Source organism: Paenibacillus sp. FA6, from assembly GCF_051550225.1.
In the GTDB taxonomy this organism is placed as follows: domain Bacteria; phylum Bacillota; class Bacilli; order Paenibacillales; family Paenibacillaceae; genus Paenibacillus_AQ.
This window is the reverse complement of record NZ_CP188820.1, coordinates 4045865-4067597: the sequence shown is the minus strand read 5'-3', so window position 1 is coordinate 4067597 and position 21733 is coordinate 4045865. Positions and strand designations below refer to the sequence as shown.

13 protein-coding genes are annotated in these 21733 nt (G+C 42.8%); 10 read left to right on the top strand and 3 right to left on the bottom strand.

Annotated features, from left to right (window positions below; all coding sequences use genetic code 11):
* Nucleotides 1-9: 9 nt before the first annotated feature.
* Nucleotides 10-981 (bottom strand): ABC transporter permease, encoded by a 972-nt coding sequence (locus ACP8HI_RS18740; protein WP_438347693.1) that lies wholly within the window; start codon nt 979-981, stop codon nt 10-12.
* 166 nt (nt 982-1147) lie between these two features.
* Between ACP8HI_RS18740 and ACP8HI_RS18735 the strand changes: the two genes are divergently transcribed.
* The 4 genes from ACP8HI_RS18735 to ACP8HI_RS18720 all read left to right on the top strand — a co-directional run bounded on the left by ACP8HI_RS18735 (nt 1148) and on the right by ACP8HI_RS18720 (nt 8391).
* Entirely contained in the window at nt 1148-2707 is a 1560-nt protein-coding gene (locus ACP8HI_RS18735) for a response regulator transcription factor (protein WP_438347692.1), read from the top strand.
* Nucleotides 2685-4445: a cache domain-containing sensor histidine kinase gene (locus ACP8HI_RS18730; RefSeq protein WP_438347691.1), complete on the top strand. Its 1761-nt coding sequence runs from the start codon at nt 2685-2687 to the stop codon at nt 4443-4445. The genes ACP8HI_RS18735 and ACP8HI_RS18730 overlap by 23 nt, the downstream gene beginning before the upstream one ends.
* A 195-nt stretch (nt 4446-4640) precedes the next feature.
* Nucleotides 4641-6257: an ABC transporter substrate-binding protein gene (locus ACP8HI_RS18725; RefSeq protein WP_438347690.1), complete on the top strand. Its 1617-nt coding sequence runs from the start codon at nt 4641-4643 to the stop codon at nt 6255-6257.
* Nucleotides 6258-6279: 22 nt separating this feature from the next.
* Complete coding sequence (locus tag ACP8HI_RS18720; RefSeq protein ID WP_438351898.1) at nt 6280-8391, top strand: alpha-galactosidase; 2112 nt, start codon at nt 6280-6282, stop codon at nt 8389-8391.
* An 80-nt stretch (nt 8392-8471) separates the two neighbouring features.
* On the opposite strand, the gene ACP8HI_RS18715 is transcribed toward ACP8HI_RS18720, so the two are convergent.
* Entirely contained in the window at nt 8472-9365 is an 894-nt protein-coding gene (locus ACP8HI_RS18715; RefSeq protein WP_438347689.1) for an AraC family transcriptional regulator, read from the bottom strand.
* 160 nt (nt 9366-9525) lie between these two features.
* Here ACP8HI_RS18715 and ACP8HI_RS18710 point away from each other — a divergent pair, with 160 nt between their 5' ends.
* From ACP8HI_RS18710 to ACP8HI_RS18690, 5 genes are all read left to right on the top strand, one after another.
* Nucleotides 9526-12858 carry a DUF5107 domain-containing protein gene (locus ACP8HI_RS18710; RefSeq protein ID WP_438347688.1) on the top strand — a complete coding sequence of 1111 codons (3333 nt, stop codon included), beginning with the start codon at nt 9526-9528 and terminating at the stop codon, nt 12856-12858.
* 134 nt (nt 12859-12992) lie between these two features.
* Complete coding sequence (locus ACP8HI_RS18705) at nt 12993-13961, top strand: hypothetical protein (protein WP_438347687.1); 969 nt, start codon at nt 12993-12995, stop codon at nt 13959-13961.
* Between the two features lie 122 nt (nt 13962-14083).
* Nucleotides 14084-16147, top strand: a complete 2064-nt coding sequence (locus ACP8HI_RS18700) for an alpha-galactosidase (protein ID WP_438347686.1) — start codon at nt 14084-14086, stop codon at nt 16145-16147.
* Nucleotides 16148-16163: 16 nt separating this feature from the next.
* The gene (locus ACP8HI_RS18695) at nt 16164-18797 is read left to right on the top strand and encodes a carbohydrate-binding protein (protein WP_438347685.1); all 2634 of its coding nucleotides are present in this window, start codon (nt 16164-16166) and stop codon (nt 18795-18797) included.
* Nucleotides 18798-18882: 85 nt separating this feature from the next.
* Nucleotides 18883-19626, top strand: a complete 744-nt coding sequence (locus ACP8HI_RS18690) for a GTP pyrophosphokinase (RefSeq protein WP_438347684.1) — start codon at nt 18883-18885, stop codon at nt 19624-19626.
* 108 nt (nt 19627-19734) lie between these two features.
* Here ACP8HI_RS18690 and ACP8HI_RS18685 read toward each other — a convergent pair whose 3' ends face one another.
* Nucleotides 19735-20433, bottom strand: a complete 699-nt coding sequence (locus ACP8HI_RS18685) for a peptidylprolyl isomerase (RefSeq protein ID WP_438347683.1) — start codon at nt 20431-20433, stop codon at nt 19735-19737.
* A gap of 231 nt (nt 20434-20664) precedes the next feature.
* Between ACP8HI_RS18685 and ACP8HI_RS18680 the strand changes: the two genes are divergently transcribed.
* A complete protein-coding gene (locus ACP8HI_RS18680) occupies nt 20665-21606 on the top strand; it encodes a hypothetical protein (RefSeq protein WP_438347682.1) in 942 nt (313 codons plus the stop codon).
* Nucleotides 21607-21733 lie beyond the last annotated feature (127 nt).

The window sequence follows — 21733 nt, the reverse complement described above, 5'->3', positions numbered from 1 at the left end:
CCTTGTTGACTAGAATAATGATTGTCCGTTAACTCTTTTGGCTGTGAAATTAACAATGCAGACGATGATGAAGGCTACAACTGAACTGAACATCCCTACAGCAGAAGCATATGAGAACATCCCGTTCTGAATACCGTAGCGGAATGAATACGTCGATAGTACGTCAGAATATTCTTTAGTCAGCTCATTACCCAGCAAGAAATGCTGGTCAAATCCGGCATTTAATATTCCGCCCAAAGCAAGAATGAGCAGGATAACGATCGTTGGTTTGAGGTGAGGAAGTGTAATATAACGGATTTGCTTGAAGCGATTGGCTCCATCTACTTTTGCAGCTTCGTAGAGTTCAGGATTAATCGCTGAAATGGCTGCCAAGTACATGATGGAGCTGTACCCCATATCTTTCCACGTGTTGCCGATGGCCACAATCCACCAGAAGTACTTCCCGTTCTGTAAGAATAAGATGCTCTCATCAGTAAGATGTAAAAATTTAAGGATTGCATTGATTGCACCATCAGATGATAGTAGGGTTACGATAATATTCGCAGCAATGACCCAAGAGATAAAGTAAGGTAAGTAAGACGCGGTCTGTACGGTCTTCTTGAACCCTAAGTTCTTAATCTCGTTGATTGCGATCGCGATAATAATCGGCATGGGGAATGAGAAGCATAAGGTGATTATCGTGGATGCCAGTGTATTCCGCATGACGATTAGAAAGTCACCGTTCGTAAAGAAATATCTAAACCATTCCAACCCTACAAATTCACTGTGAATCAAGGTTGTCCAGAATCCACCAAGGGTGGGTTGGTAATTGACAAAGGACATATACAAACCCACCATGGGCGTATATGCAAATAAAATAGCCCAAATTAATGCAGGCAGCATCATGAGGAAAAGATACTTTTGCTCTTTAAAGACCGTCCAGAGCTTACGTCGAGGAAGCTTTAACTCGCGTCCATCGTGTACGTTCATGTTAGATTGCATATGTGACACCTCGCAGTTCATGTGATATCAAAATTATAAGACTTTGAAAAAACATATGTCGATATGACAATGTTCCGAATGATGCTTGAAAATAACTTTCATTTCGTAAAGGGTTCAGAAACCTAGGATAACAACGGTATAATAGGTTGAACGAGACGGATAAGGAGTGATTATCATATATAGCATATTTCTAGTGGATGATGAAGAGATTGAATTAGAGATGATGCGCGACATTATTCGTTGGGAAGAGATGGGGATTTATGTGGTGGGGACGGCAGTCAACGGCAAGGACGCTTTGGAGAAAATACAAGTGATCCAACCCGACATCGTTCTCACGGATATTCAGATGCCGATGATGAATGGAATCGAATTAGCCAAGCAAGTGACGGCACAGTTTGATTGGATAAAGATTGTCTTTCTAACCGGACATGATGAATTTACTTATGTGAAAACAGCCTTGAACGTAGGCGCAGTAGGTTATTTGTTGAAACCGCTGGATCTTGATGAGATCGCTGGTGTGATGATAAAGGTCAAAGAAAAGTGTGAAGAGGTTCGTCTCAAAAATACATCGATACGAGTGACGAAGTCGAATATATTTAAGGAATTGATCTACGAGAAGAATAAGACAAGAAAAGAAAATCTAATCGAAAGCTTCCATCGATTGGAGCGAAGAACGGAACCAACGCAATACACCATGGTGCTCATCCGTATTGACGACCATGTAGAGGAGCGGGAGATGTTTATTGAAGATGCATTGAACCAACTCCGTGTATTCACGGGTCAATTCTGTAATGAATATCAGATCGATTGGAATGATGTGTCGCTTCGCGAAGGTGAAATGGCGATTCTGATAGACGCGACCCAAGAAGGTATCAATCGATCATTCTGGATCGAAATAGGTCAAGCGTATCAACAATCATTGCCTTTTACAGTGACACTGGCTGTGAGTGAGAGGTACGATGTACTTCAGGACATTCATCTGCTATATGATCATTCGAAGAAAGTATTAGAGGAACTTTTTTATAGCGGATTTGGCGAAGTGATCTTCGCAGGGGATATCCAAGCGAATTTCGATAGTGATCAGATACCCCCATTTCCAGAGAGTGAATTATTCGAAGCTGTCAAGAAATTGGAAGAAGAACACGTCTTTCTGGTGGTACATGAGTATTTCATGCGACTAAACCTACTTCGCATACGGAAAAAGTATATTTATGATTGGGCGTTGGATGTCATAGACCGTCTTCAGGATCAAATTGGTAATCAGAATACAGAGATGGGTTCAGCGGGAACGCGCGGGGAACTATTTCATTCTATTTATGATTGCAATACGATCCAAGAAATTGAAGAAGTTGTTGTACAAATCTTGACACATATGATCGATTCGATGAAAGACCGATTTACGGATCGAAACGAAAAATTGGTGCATCAAATAAAATCAATTATTCAGCATACGTACCATGAACAAATTACTATTACGGGTTTATCGAGCCAAGTCTACCTGTCTCCGAATTATATGAGATCGATCTTTAAAGAAAAAACAGGCGTGACAATTCATGAATATTTAACCAAAATTCGCTTGGAGAAAGCAAAAAAGATGCTAGGTGATGCTTCACTAAAGGTGCAAGACATTGCACAAAAGGTAGGTTATGAGAGTACATCATATTTTATCTCTCTATTTCTAAAGAGCCAAGGGGTAACTCCGAATGAATATCGAAAAAACCAATAGTAAATTGAGATTTTGGCGAGTATTAGTGCATAAGTCAAAATGGATTACAAACTTAAAGCTTCGAAATAAGTTTATTTTAATTTTTCTAATATCCATTATTCCGTTTTTCGGTCTAATTTATTATTCTTACACCTCTACGAGGGATCAAATTACTGAACAGACCTATGCAAGCTTGAGCGGTACCTTGAATCAGATCAATACAAATATTGAAAATAGGTTGGATTACTATCATCAGTTGTCGAATATTCTCTATATGAATTCACAGCTTCGAAATTATCTGTCGAATAATTATGAGCAGGCATTCTTTTATCTAGATGCCTTTGAATATATTAATCGAACATTCACTGAGATGCTCACACTTAACACGAATGTTCAGGGTATCACGATTTATACGGATAATAAGACGCTATATTCGGATGGAGAATATATCCGATATACAGAAGAGCTGCCTGTCGCCTTAAGACAACTTGCGATTGAGGCAGCTGGAGATACCGTGTATGCACAGACAGATCAGGGTACGATTACGTTGGTTCGATCACTCAGTTACTTCAGTCTGACGCATCCTTATGGCATATTGGTTATTCAGATCAGCGATGCTGAAGTCTATTCTCTTATTGAGAAAGAGAATAATAATAAAAGTGTATATATCATTGATCAGAACGGTAGGGTGATCACGTCTATCGATAATAACTTATCGTCCCAGAACCTATACGATACCTTCCCTATTCAGGAGGAACTCAAGTCTAACTTTGGGAAGTTCGACAAGCAGGTGAATGGTGAAGATAGATTTTTTACGTATAAGAAGCTGAATAATGGTTGGAAGACCGTCATTACGGTGCCGTATGATGAACTATTAGCGAATACGAACAAAGCCACAACACGAATTCTCTGGATTTCGATGATTGCATTAGCGGCTTCGATGTTACTTATCTATGTGACGACGAAGGTGATTACTAAACGGATCGAGAAGCTCCTCTTCCACATTCGGAAGGTGGAACGAGGGGATTTTCAAGTTTCCGTAGAGCCCATGGGACACGATGAGATCGGACAACTGTCATTCGCTTTTAATAAAATGGCGTCTGAAATTCAGGATTTGATTGAGGATGTCTATGTGAAAGAAATATCCATGAAGGAAGCGGAATTGACAACGTTGCAGGCTCAGATCAATCCGCATTTCTTGTATAATACGCTGGCCTCCATCTCCTCATTAGCGCTGAAGGAAGGCGGCACGCAAGTGTATCAAATGGTGAATCACTTAGCTAAATATTATCGAATTTCATTGAATAAAGGTAAACGTATCATTCTGGTGAATCAAGAGATTCTATTGGTGAAGAACTATATTTCCATTCAGGAGATTCGGTTCCGAGGGATGTTGCACATGCATTATGATCTAGATGAGGAAATGTTTAAATATTCGACAATCAAATTGATTCTTCAACCATTTATCGAGAACTGTATTAATCATGCGATATGTGATGAATCAGGGATTAACATTATTGTGAAGCTTCGTGCGGATGGCGAAGATATTGTGTTCCAAATTATTGATGATGGTGCCGGAATGTCTCAAGGAAATGTGGAGAATGCCTTTTTGAATGCAAATAATCTATCCGGCTACGGGATCAAAAATGTGAATGATCGTATCCAACTCATGTATGGAGAGCAATACGGTGTGGATGTATTTAGTCGGATCGGAATTGGGACTTCCGTTACCTTACGAATCCCCAAACGGTATAGCTAAGAAGTACAGTAACCTTCAGGTAAACCTATTTCCTTAGCCTTCAGGAAATAGGCTTTTCTAATTGTATTCACTATGAAAGACGTTTTCCACTATGAATAATAACATTGCGATATAGATTATTGGATCAAAGGTTTTTACAATAAAGTTAGATACAACGCACGACCATTATTGCTAACTTTAGAGAGGGGTTAAGGTATGAAGAAGTTAAATTTAGTTATTACGGCGACATTAGTTCTGACCTTGCTAGCTGGGTGCGGCGCTAAAACAACTTCAAATGAATCCTCACCAGGCAGTACATCGGAGACATCGAATGAGAGCTCTCCAATTAAATTAACGTGGTTCGATAAGAATACGGGGGATGCTTTCACTAACCCGGTTGCTCTAGAAATCACGAAGAAAACTGGGATCACCGTAGAGATTCAGCAACCGACAGGAAATCCATTAGAGAAATTGAATCTGATGCTAGCGAGCAGTGATTTACCTGATGTTCTCATGCTAGATCGTGGAAGCGATATCATGAACAAATATATTGCATCAGGGGCTGTTATTCCATTAAATGATCTGATTGATGAGTATGGTCCAAACATTAAGAAGATGTACGGTGATACATTGCAAAAGACGAGACATACGGATGGGAAAAATTATTACTTAGCGAACTGGTATGGTCTTGAGAAATATCCGGTATTCGGGTTCTTGATGCGTATGGATATCATGAAAGAACTGGATGTAGGCGAAAAAGTGAATAACGGCGAGCCCTTCACCGCACAAGAGTTCGAAGATTTGCTTGTGAAATTCAAAGAAAAATATCCGACAATTGATGGCAAACCTTCTATTGCGATGACACTCAATGGGGAAGATATTGGGAGTGCGCAATGGACATTTAAAGGGATGTTCGGGATGAAGACGTATTATGAAGAGAATGACGAACTGAAGAAAGATATTCGAGATCCTCGATATTTAGAAATGATGAAATACATCAACTCATTGTATAACAAAGGACTTATGGATAAAGAGTGGGCAACACTCAAAACAAAACAGTATGAACAAAAAGTTGCAGCAGGCAACGTTTTTGCGACAGGGAATGCAGTATGGAACGTGGGTGCGCCTAATACTTTGTTGAAGGCAGATGCTCCTGAAGGTTCGAACGTAGAAGAAAGACAGCTATATCAATATAAAGTACTTGCACCTGGAATTTCTGCTGATCAAACAACTTATGGTCCGAAGAGCTCCTTAGGCTGGGATGGCGTAACGATCTCTAAGACGAATAAAGACCCTGTACGTACCATCAAAATGTTGGATTTCTTAGCGAGTGAAGAAGGTCAGTATTTAATGATGTGGGGAATTGAAGGTAAGGACTGGGATATGGTAGACGGTAAACACGTACCGCGCCAAGAAGTATTAGATGGGTTCACGAAAGACTGGGATGCCACTGCCAAAGCGACTGGTATTCGTAAATGGACATGGATGATCAAGAATGGCCCTGGATCTGACGGTACGCCGTATGACTTGATCGGACGTTACAAAACCGATCCTACAACAGATTTAGCAATTAAGAATCTAGCAGATACAGCTTACGATACAGCGCCATACGATAACCTAGGACCTGCTGGGGGTACATCTGAAGCGATCATGGAACAAAAGGTTAACGAAATCGTGAACAAATATTACTTGAAAATGGCCCTAGCACCTTCGGAACAACAAGTAACAGAAATGTACAATCAAATGATCAAGGAATCAGATGCAGCAGGCCTTCCTAAGCTAGAAAAACTCTATAACGAGAACTATAAACAACGTCTGGAATTGTGGAAATAAAACAAACAAGTAGGTGATTACATTGATAATACAATATAACAAGCAACATCGAGTCTTCGCCATACAAACGAAGCAAACGTCCTATGTATTTGGTTTAAATGAGAAAGGAAGCCTCCAGCATCTGTATTGGGGAGCTTCCATGGAACTGGAAGATTGCCTTCCACTGCTCCGTTCTTGGTCGCATAGCTCTTTCGATGCGGAAGTAGAGCGAGAAATGGAAGAGTACAGCTTCTGGGGGGATCTTGTCTATACCGAACCGTCTCTCAAGGTAACGATGCACGACGGTGTGCGGGACCTATCCATGAAGTATGTAGAGCATCGCATCACGGAGCAAGAGGGACAAGAAACGCTAGTCATTACGTTACAAGATGAGGCATATCCGTTAGAAACACAATTATCTTATAAAGTGATTCCCGAGTTTGACTTGATCGTGCGCTCTGCGACAATCGTGAATACGGGTACACATGATGTCATCTTAGAAAATGTGCAATCGGCAGCGTGGCCTATTCCATATTTACAAGATTATCGATTGACGCATGTGACCGGGAAATGGTCGGGCGAATTCCAACTTCGTAATACCGTATTATCCGAAGGGAAGAAAGTGCTGGAATCCAGAAGAGGATTCACAGACGGCCATGCGAACCCTTGGTTCGCGATCGATAATGGATATGCTACTGAAGAGAGTGGAAATGTATGGTTCGGTGCTCTAGCTTGGAGTGGTAACTGGAAGATTACAGCGGAGAAGACGGCATTCAATCAAGTGAAAGTTACCGGTGGAATCAACGACTTTGATAGTGAATGGACATTAGGAGCAGGTGAAAGCTTCGAAACACCTGAGTTTGTTGGAGGCTACACTGCGGGTGGATTTGGAGACATGAGTCGCCATCTTCATCAATACCAATACGATTATGTTATTCCGAATCAAGAAGCAAGAAAGGTACTTTATAATTCATGGGAAGCTACTTACTTCGATGTGAATGCGAAAGATCAGATGGCGTTAGCTGAACGTGCTGCTAAATTGGGCGTAGAGCTATTCGTTGTTGATGATGGTTGGTTCGGGGGACGAAATCATGATCGGGCAGGTCTAGGCGACTGGATCGTGAATGAGGAGAAGTTCCCGAATGGCTTGAACGAATTAATTAATAAAGTACATGATCTTGGGATGGAGTTCGGGATTTGGGTAGAGCCGGAATCGGTTAACCCAGATAGTGACTTGTATCGTCAGCACCCGGATTGGGTCTATCATTTCCCTACACGCGGACGGACAGAATTACGCAATCAACTATTGCTGAATATATCTAAGCCGGAAGTGAAGAACTATATTCTTGAATTCATGATTGATCTCTTATCGAAGCATGATATTACATTTATTAAATGGGATATGAACCGGACTGTTACACAACCGGGAATGAAAGATCACCCGTTGAATCGCCAGAAGGAAGTTTGGATTCGACATGCCCAGACCTTATATGAAATATGGGCTGAACTTCGGGAACGATTCCCGCATGTTGCATTTGAGACTTGCGCAGGCGGTGGTTCACGGATTGACTTAGGTATTCTTCGTTATGCAGATCAGACGTGGCCGAGCGACAATACGGATGCATTTGACCGTCTAAGTATTCAAGAAGGATTCTCTTATGTCTATGCACCGAAGATGATGACCTGTTGGGTAACGGAAGCTGTCAGCGGGATGAACAAACGTGTTACTTCCTTGAAATATCGCTTCCATAGCGCAATGATGGGGACGCTTGGGATTGGATCGAACTTGAATGAATGGAGCGACGAGTTGATTGAAGAGTCAGCAGGCTTCGTTCAACAGTATAAAGAGATCCGTCCATTGGTGCAGTATGGTCAGCAATACCGTCTAGATGCACTGAAGCGGCAAGGGGTTATGGCGGTGCAGTATGTGAATAAGGAAGCATCGGAGACCGTAGTATTCGCCTTCCTTCACTCGCAACACTTAGGTGAACCGCTCCCGCGTCTACGTTTGCAGGGATTAGACCCGAATAAGACGTATATGATCAAGGAGCTTTCAGAAGCATGGACAGGAAAGGCCTTGATGAATATTGGGGTTGAACTGCCATTGCGTGGCGATTTCGATAGTCTAATGTGCCACATTCAAGAACAAGAATAAGCGAGCAAGTAGAAATGCCTCCGGCGTCCTTATAAGGATGCCAGAGGCATTTCTGTGAGAAGTGTAAGAATAGAGGGGAGTCAGCCCTTCCGCGTATTGCGATACTCGGAAGGGGACTTCCCCATTATTTTTTTGAAGAGGCGTGAGAAGTAGTAAGGATCTTGAAATCCCAGGTGAATGCTGATTTCCTTGATGCTCTGATTCGTTAGGTCAAGATGCTGGCAGGCTAGTTGTATCTTGAGTCGCAAGTAGTAATCGATCGGGGAGTAGCCAGTCGTTTTTTTAAATACATGCGTATAATGCGGAACCGATAGATTCGCTTGGTCCGCTAATTGTTGTAGGGAGATATTCATCTCTAAGTGTTCGGTCATGAACTGGAGCGACAGTTCAATATCGTGTTTCTTCTCCTGATTCCATGCCACATTAGGCTGTTGTTGGGAGAATCGAATGAGGGCTGCGAGATGGCAAGCCAATTGTGAGACGTAAATAATGCGGTTTAACGAGTATCCTTTCTGCAGGATATCATAACATTCATGGAAGAGCTCGATAACTTGGGCTGATTTCTCAACGGAAACAAGCGTAGGCGTTGCGTGTTGATCGATGTCTTCAAAGAAGGAAGCTGCGTTCTCTCCTTTCATATGAAACCAATAGATAGTCCATGGATGCGTCTCCGAAGAGGCGTATTCATGGGGCATATGTGCAGGAATCACCATTACGGAACCTTTCTGCATGATCTGTCTCTTATGACCATTGAGGCTAACCCAGCCTTCACCTGCAATACAGTACATGACGATATGGGCAGCACTACCCGTGGGACGTTCCCGATAGTGATGAAGCGCATGGGGAAAGAAGCCAATATCTGTTATATACAGCGAACGGATGAGCGGATGAGTAGCGTATTCAGCGATGATATGTTCTGGAAGAACGATTAACTTTTGCGACATGAAGCCGTCTGTTTTCTTTATATGATCCATAACCATACTATGATAGCTGGGAGAAGCCTTGTCAAATGAGAAATGCGAGATAAATCATCAGATAATCCATCATGATCATTACATCGTCAATGGAGATTCGAGTTGTAAATCCGTAAGATAAGGATATAGCAAATACATCTTGGATCTGAAAGGATGAGTTATGTTGACACAACAAACAGAAGTGAAAGTATGGGAAGAAACGATTGAAATACCTACGTATGAAGTGGGTGAACCAGACAAGAATCCGATGTTCTTGGAGAAACGGGTCTATCAAGGTAGTTCAGGTCGTGTCTATCCACATCCGGTTATCGATAAAATTTCTGATGATAAGGTTATGAAACCTTATCAAATGGTGTTCTTAGAGAATGAATATGTTCAAATTCAAATGATGCCGCAAATCGGTGGGCGGATTTATCGAGCGATTGATAAGACGAATAACTATGATTTCGTATACCACAATCAAGTCATCAAACCGGCATTAGTAGGTCTAATAGGACCATGGATTTCTGGTGGGATTGAGTTTAACTGGCCACAGCATCACCGTCCGAATACGTATGGACCTGTCGAGTACAGCATCGAAGCCAATGATGATGGCAGTAAAACGGTATGGGTGGGCGAGATCGATCGGATGTATGGTACGAAAGTAACGACAGGCTTCACTTTATTTCCAGGCAAAGCTTATTTAGAAGTTCATGCACAAATGTATAACCGTACTTCGGAGCCTCAGACGTTCCTATGGTGGGCGAATCCTGCGTTGGCTGCCAATGATCATAGCCAATCGGTATTTCCTCCAGATGTCCATGCCGTATTCGATCACGGGAAACGAGATGTGTCCAAATTCCCGATTGCAACTGGAACGTACTACAAGATGGACTACTCAGAAGGCGTCGATATTTCGAAATACAATAATATTCCTGTACCGACATCCTATATGGCCTATCATTCAGATTATAATTTTATTGGCGGCTATGATAATAATGTCCAGGCAGGTCTTCTGCATATTGCGAACAAACATGTCTCCCCGGGTAAGAAGCAATGGACATGGGGGCATGGGGAATTTGGTCAAGCATGGGATCGCAATCTGACGGATGAAGATGGACCTTACATCGAGTTAATGACAGGTGTCTATACAGATAACCAACCGGATTTCACATGGCTTCAACCGTATGAAGAGAAGAGCTTCAAGCAATATTTCATGCCGTACAAGCAAGTGGGTATGGTGAAGAATGCTTCTATTGATGCAGCTGTGAATCTAGAAGTTACGGGTCAGCAAGCTACAGTGCATGTCTATGCAACTTCGGTATTCGAGAATGCGCATGTCATTCTTAAAAGTGCTCGTCAAACGTATCTTGACAAGACATTAACCATTTCTCCTGTCGATACATTCTCGATTGAACTTACGATCGATAACATTGATCTAGAAGAAGATTTAATGCTGGTGGTCTTAACGGCAAGCGGTAGGGAGCTGATCTCGTATCAGCCGAGACCGAAGAAGATTGAACAAACACCAGATCCAGCGAAAGCGATTGATGCACCGGAAGAATTGAAGAATACAGAAGCATTGTATTTGGCGGGTCTTCATCTTGAGCAATACCGTCATGCAACGTATGAGCCGGATGCTTATTATCTGGAAGGACTGAAACGCGACCCGGACGATATTCGTCTGAATAATGCTTACGGATTACTTTTGCTGCGTAGAGGGTTGTTGGAACAAAGTGAAGTGTATTTCAGAAAAGCGATTGAGACAATGACTCGTCACAATGCAAGACCTTATGACAGTGAGCCATACTACAACTTGGGGAAAGCATTGAAATGGCAAGGTCGTCTGGAAGAAGCGTTCGCAACATTCTACAAAGCCGTCTGGTCTGCAGCATGGCAAGCTACTGGATACTATGCGCTCGCACAAATTGCTAGTGAGAAGCAGGAATATGAAGAAGCACTTGAATTGATCGACCGTTCTCTTACGATGCAACAACGAAATTACAAAGCGCGTAATCTGAAGAGTGTCATTCTGAGAAAGCTAGATCGTCTAGCAGAAGCAGAGCAGCTTACACAGGAAACGACACGTTTAGATCCGATGGAATTCGGTTCAAGAAATGAATTGATCTACATCTACGAGCAATCTGGCAATCGAGAACAAGCCGATCAAGCGAAGCAAGCGTTAGTGAACCTGATGCGCGATGATGCGCACAACTATATTGCGCTTGCACAAGATTACGCAGAAACTGGACAGTATGTAGAGGCATTGGATGTATTAGGTCGCATTGCGGAACGTACAAGCGGCAACGTGTATCCGATGATTCATTATTATCAAGGGTACTACAACATGAAATGTCATGATGATGTAGCGTGCGATTCGTATTATCATCTTGCGGAAGATGCGAATCCTTCGTATTGCTTCCCGAACTCAATTCAGGATTATATCGTATTGAAGCATGTGACATCTACACATGAGAACGATTCGAAGGCACCTTATTATCTTGGTAACTTGTTATTTGATAAGAAACGACATAGCGAAGCGGTATCCTATTGGGAGAAATCTGTGGCGTTGAATGATACGTTTGCAACGGTACATCGTAACTTGGCTTTAGCCTATTTCAATAAACAGCATAATCCAGATGCAGCGCATGAGGCACTAGAGAAGGCATTTACTCTAAATACATTAGACGCTCGAGTATTCTATGAGTTGGATCAACTGTACAAGAAACTTAATTACTCGTCGGAACAACGTTTAGCAACTTTGGAACAGCATAAGGAATTAGTGATCACCCGTGATGACTTGTACTTGGAGTATATTACTTTGCACAACGCTTTGAACCGTCATGAAGAAGCGATTGCGTTGATTATGAATCGTCACTTCCATCCGTGGGAAGGTGGCGAAGGTAAAGTGCCAGCACAATACGTGTTAGCGCGTGTCGAATGGGCTAAGATACTCCTTCAGGAAGGTCAAGCGAAGGAAGCGATCGAGCAATTGCTCGCGGCGAAGCAATATCCGTTGAATATCAATGAAGGGAAATTACCTGGAGCCCAAGAGAATAACATCAACTATTATTTAGGTCTGGCTCATCAACAACTTGGGGAACAAGAACAAGCGACGGCATACTTTACTAAGGCTTCCCAAGGGTTAGATGAACCGACAAGTGCGATGTATTATAATGACCAACCGCCGCACATGATTTTCTATCAAGGTGTCGCATTACGTCAATTGGGTGATGAGAAAGCGGCTCGCAGCCGATTTAACAAGCTTGTGGACTACGGAGAAGGACATATTTTCTTGAGTCAAAAAATTGATTATTTCGCGGTATCCTTGCCAGACTTCCTCGTATTTGATGAGGACTTAAATAAGAAGAATCATATTCATTGTCATTATATGATGGGACTTGGACATTTGGGTCTTGGACATCCTGCCGAAGCGGTGAAGAACTTCCAGCTGGCGCTTGAACTTGAGCCGAACCATCAAGGGGCGACGATCCATTTGAAGCTCGCATTTTAGGGCGTCTCCTAGCATGATTTATTCTCAAGAATGCAGTCAATCTGTGTTCTTGAGAATTTTTTATATTTTACATTAGAGTGCGAGTTCAAAAGGTGACCTTTTGAACAACCACCTAGAGAAAGGGGAAGACAGCCATGTTGCATTGGGAACAACATCAGATGGACGATCAAGAGGTATGGACAGGCACGAACTCGATGATACAACTAACGATTGCACCTCAATTAGGAAGTAAGGTCATTTCACTTAAAAATCTAAAGACTGGAAGGGAATGGTTATCTAGAACGGATCAGCCCCTTGGTAACAAAGGGTATGCGAGTTCGTTCGCAGATAATGACGGTAGCGGCTGGGATGAGATGTTCCCAACGATTAATGCCTGCCATTATCCAACATTTCCTTGGCAAGGTGTGGAATTACCTGATCATGGAGAGGTGTGGTCGATTCCTTGGCATGTCATAGTACATGAAGGGCAGCTCAGTAGTGACGTATATGGGGTGAGAATGCCGTATCATCTGAAGAAGTCCTATTCTTTCACGAAAGAACAACGATTACGGATTGATTATTCCGTTCAGAATCTCAGTTCATTTCCCTTCTCTTTCTTATGGGCGGCACATCCGTTGTTTCAAGTCGAAGAAGGTATGGAAATCATCGTGCCTCGTGAACTAGATACGATTGTTGTCTCTTATTCACAAGATGGCCGGCTTGGCCAAATGGGGGACATCCAGAAGTGGCCGATCCCCTTTGCTGACCAAGGGCAGACGCGGTTGAACCTTGTTGAAGCCGCTGCGGCACGAACGGCAGAAAAGTATTATTTTCAAGGAGAGTTACCAGAAGGCAAGGCATCACTCTACGATCCAGTTACAGAAGAGCAGTTGACGATTATTTTTCCGAAAGAAAAGGTACCTTATTTATCGATCTGGGCTAATGCTGGGGGATATCAGGGGCAGTATCACGTGGCAATCGAACCAGCTACTGGCTTCTTAGATGATCTGTCCTATGCGATGGAGCACAAGGCTGTTGCTGTTGTAGAAGCTCAGGGTACGTACGATTGGTTCATAGAAATCGAGCTGTCTACAGCAAAGAAGATACGTCACTTCCCGTCATAGATTGGAACATTGTTGTATAGAAAGCGCTTTATTGAGTCTCTTATAATAGTAGCAAGCTGCGAATAAATATTAATTGTGCAGCACTGCAGATTAAGATACGCAATGACAAGGAGGCAAAATGTATGAAAGTAAATCATGAAAATGTCGTGAGCGTGAATGTGGAGTCTCAGTCGCTTCTTCACGTGGATAATGGTCTAGTGCACATCGAAGTGAATCTGGAAAAAGGCGAGTATGCTTGTACCGATCGAAATTCGTTCGCGTTGAAAGAGATACGCAGCGCATTTCGATGGAAGGGTCGGGAATATCATACGGGGATGCATGATCACCATGTTATGAGAGAACAACCTGAGGAAATCCAAGATCATTTCGGAAAAGGATTACATGTCGTTATTTTGCACGAATCGTCCAAATTTCCTAATGTAGAGCAGCATTTTTATATGTACGAGAACACCTCGTTCTTTTTGACCCAGGTTGTTGTGATTTATGATGAAGAAACGAAGGTAAACCGCATTGCGGTTATCAATACGAATACATTGTTATTGGAACGAGATGTGCAGTCGGAAGATGAGCTTCATGTACTGCGGGTTCCTTATGATAATGACAAGTGGGTGCGTTATGTTGCGAAGCCGTTGCCGTTAGAAACCGAAAGCTATGAAGTTACAGCTTTGTATCATCCTCATAGTCGGAGCGGATTCATCTTGGGATCCATCTCGCATGATGTATGGAAAACAGGTATTCGGATTAAAGGCGAGCAGGCAGGGAAATTGGATGAGCTTGAATTGTACGGTGGCGCAACGAGCTTCATGACGCGCGATTCTCAACCGCATGGTTATGTGACAGGAATTCGTATTGAATCACCACTCGTGTTTGTAGGATTCTACGAAGATTATCGGGCAGGGCTTGAAGCATACGGATGGGCGAATACTCGCATTGCTGCTGCGTTGAGCTGGGATGGTGGTGCTCCGTTTGGCTGGAATAGTTGGTCTGCTGCGATGAGCGAATTGAGTTATGAACTATATACCTCGACGAGTGATTTCTTGAAGAAGGAAGCACAGTCGCTTGGTTTTCAGAATGAAGATACGCTATACATCAATTTTGACGCTTTCTGGGACAATCTAACGTCTGACGAGATGAAGGATGCACTGAAGAGCGTGCGGAAGAATGGTCACAAGCCGGGTACGTATTGGACACCATTTGCTTTCTGGGGAAGCCCTGCACAGATTACGGAAGCGGTCGAAGGTACGAACGGTAAATATACGTACAGCGACATTCTACTGCGGGATGCTGATGGGGAGATTCTACCCGATATTGCTGGAGGACTAGCGATCGATCCAACACATCCGGGAACGCTTGAGCGAATCGACTGGTTCACGAGCCAAATGATCTTGCAAGGCTTTGAATACATTAAATTGGATTTCATGGCGCATGGTGCGCTTGAAGGAAGGCATTATGATCCTAATATAACGACGGGAATTGCCGCTTATAACTATGGGCTATCTTATTTATCGAATAAGTTATCCCCGGAAGCGGTGGGAAGACCCGTATTTATTAACTTATCCATTGCACCGTTGTTCCCATATGCCTATGCGCATAGCCGTAGAATTTCTTGTGACGTGTTCGGGACGATTGAGGATACAGAGTATCTATTAAACTCCTTGACGCATGGCTGGTGGATGAACAATACGTTGTATCGCTTCAACGATCCGGATCATTCCGTATTGTACAAGAGCTTCAATCAGGACTCCACAACGCGGAATGAAGGGCGAAGCCGTCTGAGCGCTTCCGTCATTGCGGGGACGGTTCTACTGTTGGGTGATGATTTCGGTAATGAGGAAGCGGCTTGGCGTGCGAAAGCTTGGCTATCGAATCAGAATATTATGGATGTTGCCCGCCTGGGACAGACGTTCCGACCGATTGAAGGGAATTTTGGCGACAAGGGTGCAGATGCATTCGTACTGATCCCTGCTGGCCAAAATACTGTCGCTTATCTCTCTGTATTTAATTTGAATGGGAAGCAGTCTGCTCGGAAAGTGGTATCTCTAGAACGTGCTGGACTTGATCCTGCGCAGCAATACAGCGTATCTGACCTGTGGGAAGGCACGAACAGCGAGGTTGTGAAGGAACTTACGGTAGAGTTGGAACCAGCGGAATCCAAGATTTTTAAACTGAACATAAATAGCAACTAAAAGGGGGGAAAGTTCTGTGTATATCCGACAACGTAGCATCCGGAAATCTTTCATCATACTGTTGTGTTGTGTAGTGATTTGGCCATTGTTAGGAAATTCTATGGCTTCTGCCGCAGAGCAGTCATCTGCAAAGGTTGGAGCACAATCGAGTTCATTAGCTTATGAAGCTGAAGCATTAATCAATAAGTTATCGGGGAACGCCGGAATTTCGGAATGCGATAGCTGCTCAGGCGGACAAAAGGTGGGTAACGTGTACGGTGGTTCAACGTTACAGTTTAACGGAATTACAGCGGATCGTGAAGGTGTCTATAACTTAAAGATCTCTTATATTTCAGGAGATTCGCGGTCAGCTACCATCTCTGTGAATGGAGAGGAGGGGGAACAGATTAACTTCCCCAAAACAGTGGACTGGAATACGGTTGGTTCCTATGAACAGCAAGTGTACCTGAAAAAGGGAAGCAACACGATATTAATGGATGATCAAGGCAGCTATTCTCCCGACTTCGACAAAATCGAGTTACATTTTGAATCGGACGGTGAAGTTGGATCAGGTCATGATGGTAACATCGGAGATCTCGGTAAACAAGTACAGGTTACTCGGTATGGAACGATTACGCTGACAGAGTACAAGAAAGGCTTTAAGATTTCCAATCCATCATATGAACTGTTGTACAATACTTCTACTGGCTTATCACAGTACAATTGGGGAAAGAAAACAGTTGCGAAAGGGATATACAGTGAGATAGGGCTTGACCGGGTCGTGGCGAGCAAGGACTATAATCGGCATGTATTCAGCAAGAAAGACTTAGTTTCCTTTAGTGATGCGACAGGTAAAGGGATCAAGATAACTGTTCGTAATGAGGAAAAAGGACTACCGACGCTTAGCCAAATCTATTATATCTATAAGGACGGGCCTTATTTACTGACAGAGACCGTTGCTTCACAGTCTTCAGCCTTTGCGTCTGCTGACATTGCACCGATTGTTATGGAGGCAAAAGGCGGCATCGATCTTGGAAGCTATGGCGATAATCGGGTGCTCGTTACTCCATTCGATAACGATGCCTGGTCGAGATATCAAGCGAAAACAATGAATACGCGACTTAATAACGACAATTATGTCAGTTCCGAGATGACGGCAATTTACGATAATACAAGCCGCAACGGACTAGTCGTGGGTTCGGTGACCCATGATACCTGGAAGACAGGTATATATTGGAGCGGTTCGGATAATAAACTGAACAAGTTACGTGTGTACGGAGGGTTCACTTCATCGACTTCTACGCATGACAGTATTTCTCATGGGGCAGTGAAGGGCAATAAGATTAGTTCACCCAAAATCTTTGTTGGATTCTACAAGGATTACCGGGATGGACTAGAGGGATACGGGGAAGTGAACGCGGCGATCAAACCACCGCTATCCTTCGGTAAAAAGATCCCGAAGGGCGTCCCGGTCGGTTGGAATAGCTGGGGAGCACTTGAGAGCGATGTTACCTTTGATAAAGTGGCAGCGGTCTCAGATTATTTCAAGAAGAACTTGCAGAACAAGTCCTTTGATAATGACGGAGCTGTGTACATTAATTTGGACTCCTATTGGGATAACTTGACGGATCAGGAGTTGACCGATCTTGTGAAGCTGATTAACAATAACGGACAAAAGGCAGGGATATACTATTCGCCGTTCGTGTATTGGGGAGACAATCTGGAACAGATCGTTGAGGGAACGGATAGCAAGTACACCTATGGTGATATTGTTCTCCGGAATCAACAAGGTGCAATCCTGCCGACGTTGGATGGTGCCTATGCGGTGGATCCCACGCATCCTGGGGTAAAGCAACGGATGGACTATTACATGAATCGTTTTAAAAAAGAAGGCTTCGAATATATCAAGGTAGATTTCCTTAGCCATGGGGCTTTGGAGGGCAAGCACTATGATACGAAAGTTCAGACGGGAATCCAAGCTTATAATAAGGGCATGGCTGATTTGAATAAAGTGTTGGACGGCACTATGTTCATCAGTGCTTCCATTGCGCCCCTCTTCCCAAGCCAATATGCACACAGCCGGCGGATTTCATGCGACATCGACGGAAGTCTCCATAGCACGGAATACCAGCTTAACAACCTGACTTACGGGTGGTGGCAGAACGGGACAATTTATCATTATACCGATCCAGATTATATGACCTTAACCAAAGGTGGTTCTCTTGAGGGGGCACAATCCCGGGTCAACGCGGCAGTCATTTCGGGAACCGTCTATTTAAATTCCGATGACGTGTCCGATGAGATGGCTCAGGAATACATGGAACGCCTGTTAACGAATCCACAAGTGAATGCACTTGCTGTCAAAGGCAAGGCATTTAGAGCTATAGAAGGCAATACGGGTACGAAAGCGGCAGATGTATTCATGCTCGAGGATAAGGGAGTATATTACCTTGCTGTCTTCAACTATACCCAGGAGCCTGTAGAGCGACTAATCGATCTGGAACGGGCTGGGATAACAAGTAAAGGAGTGTCATCCTACAAAGTAACAGACATGTGGACGGGTCAAACGAATGTTGAGGAAAGTTCCTTGAAAGTATCTCTAAAGGGAGCCGAATCTAAGCTATATAAGCTTGAGCCTACGCGTGGGTTGATACCTAATACTAAGAACTAATTTTGTGATATGCACTATTCGTTTTCTCCAACCCCGAATGTTATACTGGAAATTAAGGAAGCCAACAGGGGAAGGAAGAATAGGAATGGAACAGCATTTTCAGATAGAACAACTTAAAAAATTCAGGCACGACATCACCCTATTCATGCTCACTTACAAATTCGCATTGGAAGAGATGGAGACTAAGGTTAATATATTGAAGGAAGAATTTCAGACCTTACATGATTATAGTCCAATTGAACATACCAATTCGCGTCTGAAGTCACCAGAGAGCATTATGAATAAGATGTTTCGCAAGAGCAATGATATGAATTTTTCAAGTATAAAGGATAATATTAAAGATATCGCGGGTCTTCGGATAACTTGTTCTTTTATTTCAGACATATATCGTGTTAGTGAAATGCTTCAGAATCAGAAAGATCTGACTACTCTTGAAGTGAAAGATTATATTAAAAATCCTAAACCAAACGGTTATCGAAGTCTTCATTTATTGATTGAAGTCCCTGTATTTTTGTCTGATCGGCAGGAGAATGTCTGTGTCGAGGTTCAGATTCGGACCATTGCGATGGACTTCTGGGCAAGTCTGGAGCATAAAATCTTCTATAAATATAACCAATCTGTTCCAGAGAGGCTTCTCATGGAGTTGAAGAATGCTGCAGAATCAGCGAACGCTTTAGATCTTCAGATGGAGCGGCTTCATCATGAAATTAAGGAAATCAAAGATGCTAATCCAGAAGATTCCTTAGCAGAGCTTAGTCAGTTTATGATTAACAATCAACAATTTACGATTCCCTCAAGTTTACAGAAGTTTCTTACCGAGGGTCGTTAAGTATTACATTATTATTTATTTTTTTGTGTCCAACACAGCAAATAGGTCCTCACTTTCCATTGAAGGAAGGCGAGGACCTATTTGCTGTGAAGATGATGGAGTAGCAGTCTACTTCTCTGTAATTTTGATGTCTGTAATCTGGATCGTTTCCGTAGGGAAATCCCCAACAGTGACAGGTGTAGCAGCAATATCCAACACAACGTCCATACCGCTCGTTATTTTACCAAAGATGGTGTAGTTCGGTTGCATGTCAAGTGATAAGCTGTCTTCACCGGTACAGATGAAGAATTGGCTACCATTTGTATTCGGTCCAGCATTAGCCATAGCTACGATACCAGGCTCATATTTATAAGTTGTCTTCTCATCTTCGAATTGATAACCTGGACCACCTGTCCCAGTACCACTCGGATCGCCACCTTGAATCATAAAGGATTCAATAATACGGTGGAAAATAACATCATTATAAAATCCTTGTCTAGCTAAAAACACAAAGTTGTTCACTGTGAGTGGTGCATCTTTTGCGAACAATTCAAATGTGAAGGTACCTTTTGAAGTTGTCATTTCGGCTTCATAAGATTTGGTAGTGTCAATTTCCATCTCTGGAGGGCTACTCCAGCTCTTCGTGGCTGGCTGTTCTTCAGGCACTTGCTCTTCAGGCGCTTGCCCTTCTGTTTGTGCCGGCGTCTTCTCTGTCGGTTGACTAGCAGCTGAATCTCCTCTAGGCTCGTTGTTGTTACCACAACCTGCTAGTAAGATTGCAGTCGTAATCAAGGTGATTAGTGGCATGAATACATATTTCTTGTTCATAATACTTGTCCCACTCCTTTATAGAGGTAATTCAAAAAGTCACTTTTTGAACTCGCACTTATAACAAATCTTGTTTTATCATATCCAACATTCAGACAAAAATCTAGTTTACTTATTATCAGCTTAACTGGAACTTCCAAATATTGAAACTAATCTGGGTTTGAAACGTTTATTAAATGACGGATAATTATTCATTGTCGGACTTGAGGACTCAGAATCGAGGATACGCTCATGTTTCAGGATTTGAATACGCGCCTGGCTAATGTAAAGGAAAAGGGACGCAGTCACTTGAAATGGGAAAAGAGACTTGAAGGTCTAAAGTCTGAACTGTCCAACATGGTGGCTGAAGAACTGAAGTGGGAACAGAGGCTTAATGACGAGGTGCAAGATGTGGAAAGGCTGACAAGTATGAGCCTTGCTAATCTCATTTATAGCATCATTGGAAAGAAGGAAGAGAAGCTGAAGCGAGAACAGCTTGAAGTAATAGAAGCTAAAGTGAAGTACGACGAAGCTCTTCGCGCAGTGAAGGACATAACCATCCAAATACAACATGTTCAGCAAGAGCTCTCCGCGCTCAGAGGGTGGAGAATCGAATATGACGAAATCATGAAAGTTAAGGAAGAACATATGCTGCGAGGCAATCGAGAACTTATGGAACTTATGAATGAACAAGCTGATCTGACGGTAACATTGAAGGAGTTAAAGGAAGCTATTCAAGCAGGAAATTTAGTGGTGAATAGCTTGGAAAGTGCTATGGATGCACTCAAGACGGCTGGTAACTGGGGCACTTATGACTTGCTTGGTGGGGGAATGATATCGACACATTTAAAGCATAGCAATATTGATAAGGCAATGGGCTATGTACATGATGCTCAGAGCGAATTAGGTGCTTTCGCGAGAGAGTTGAAGGACGTACAGATGTCTCTTTCTGTTGAAATAGAGATTGGGGATTTCCTTAAATTCTCGGACTACTTCTTCGATGGTTTTATCTCCGATTGGATGGTACAAGGTAGGATTAATGATACTTTAACGCAAGTGGAGAACAAGATGGATGCTGTTGAGAAACTGATTAATCTATTGGCTAATCTATTGGCTAATCAATTTGCTTCATTAGAGTCGGACTTAGCCGCTAGTAAGAGTCAATATACGAGAATGATTGAACAAGCAGAATAGTAGTGAACGTATAGCAGCGCCGTCCATTCGAGGATGGCGCTGCTATCTGTTTATCTATGACCAATGATGGTAATTCTGCGTAATCCGTTTCAATAACTGCAGAAATATTTCAATTTGGGTCTGTTAG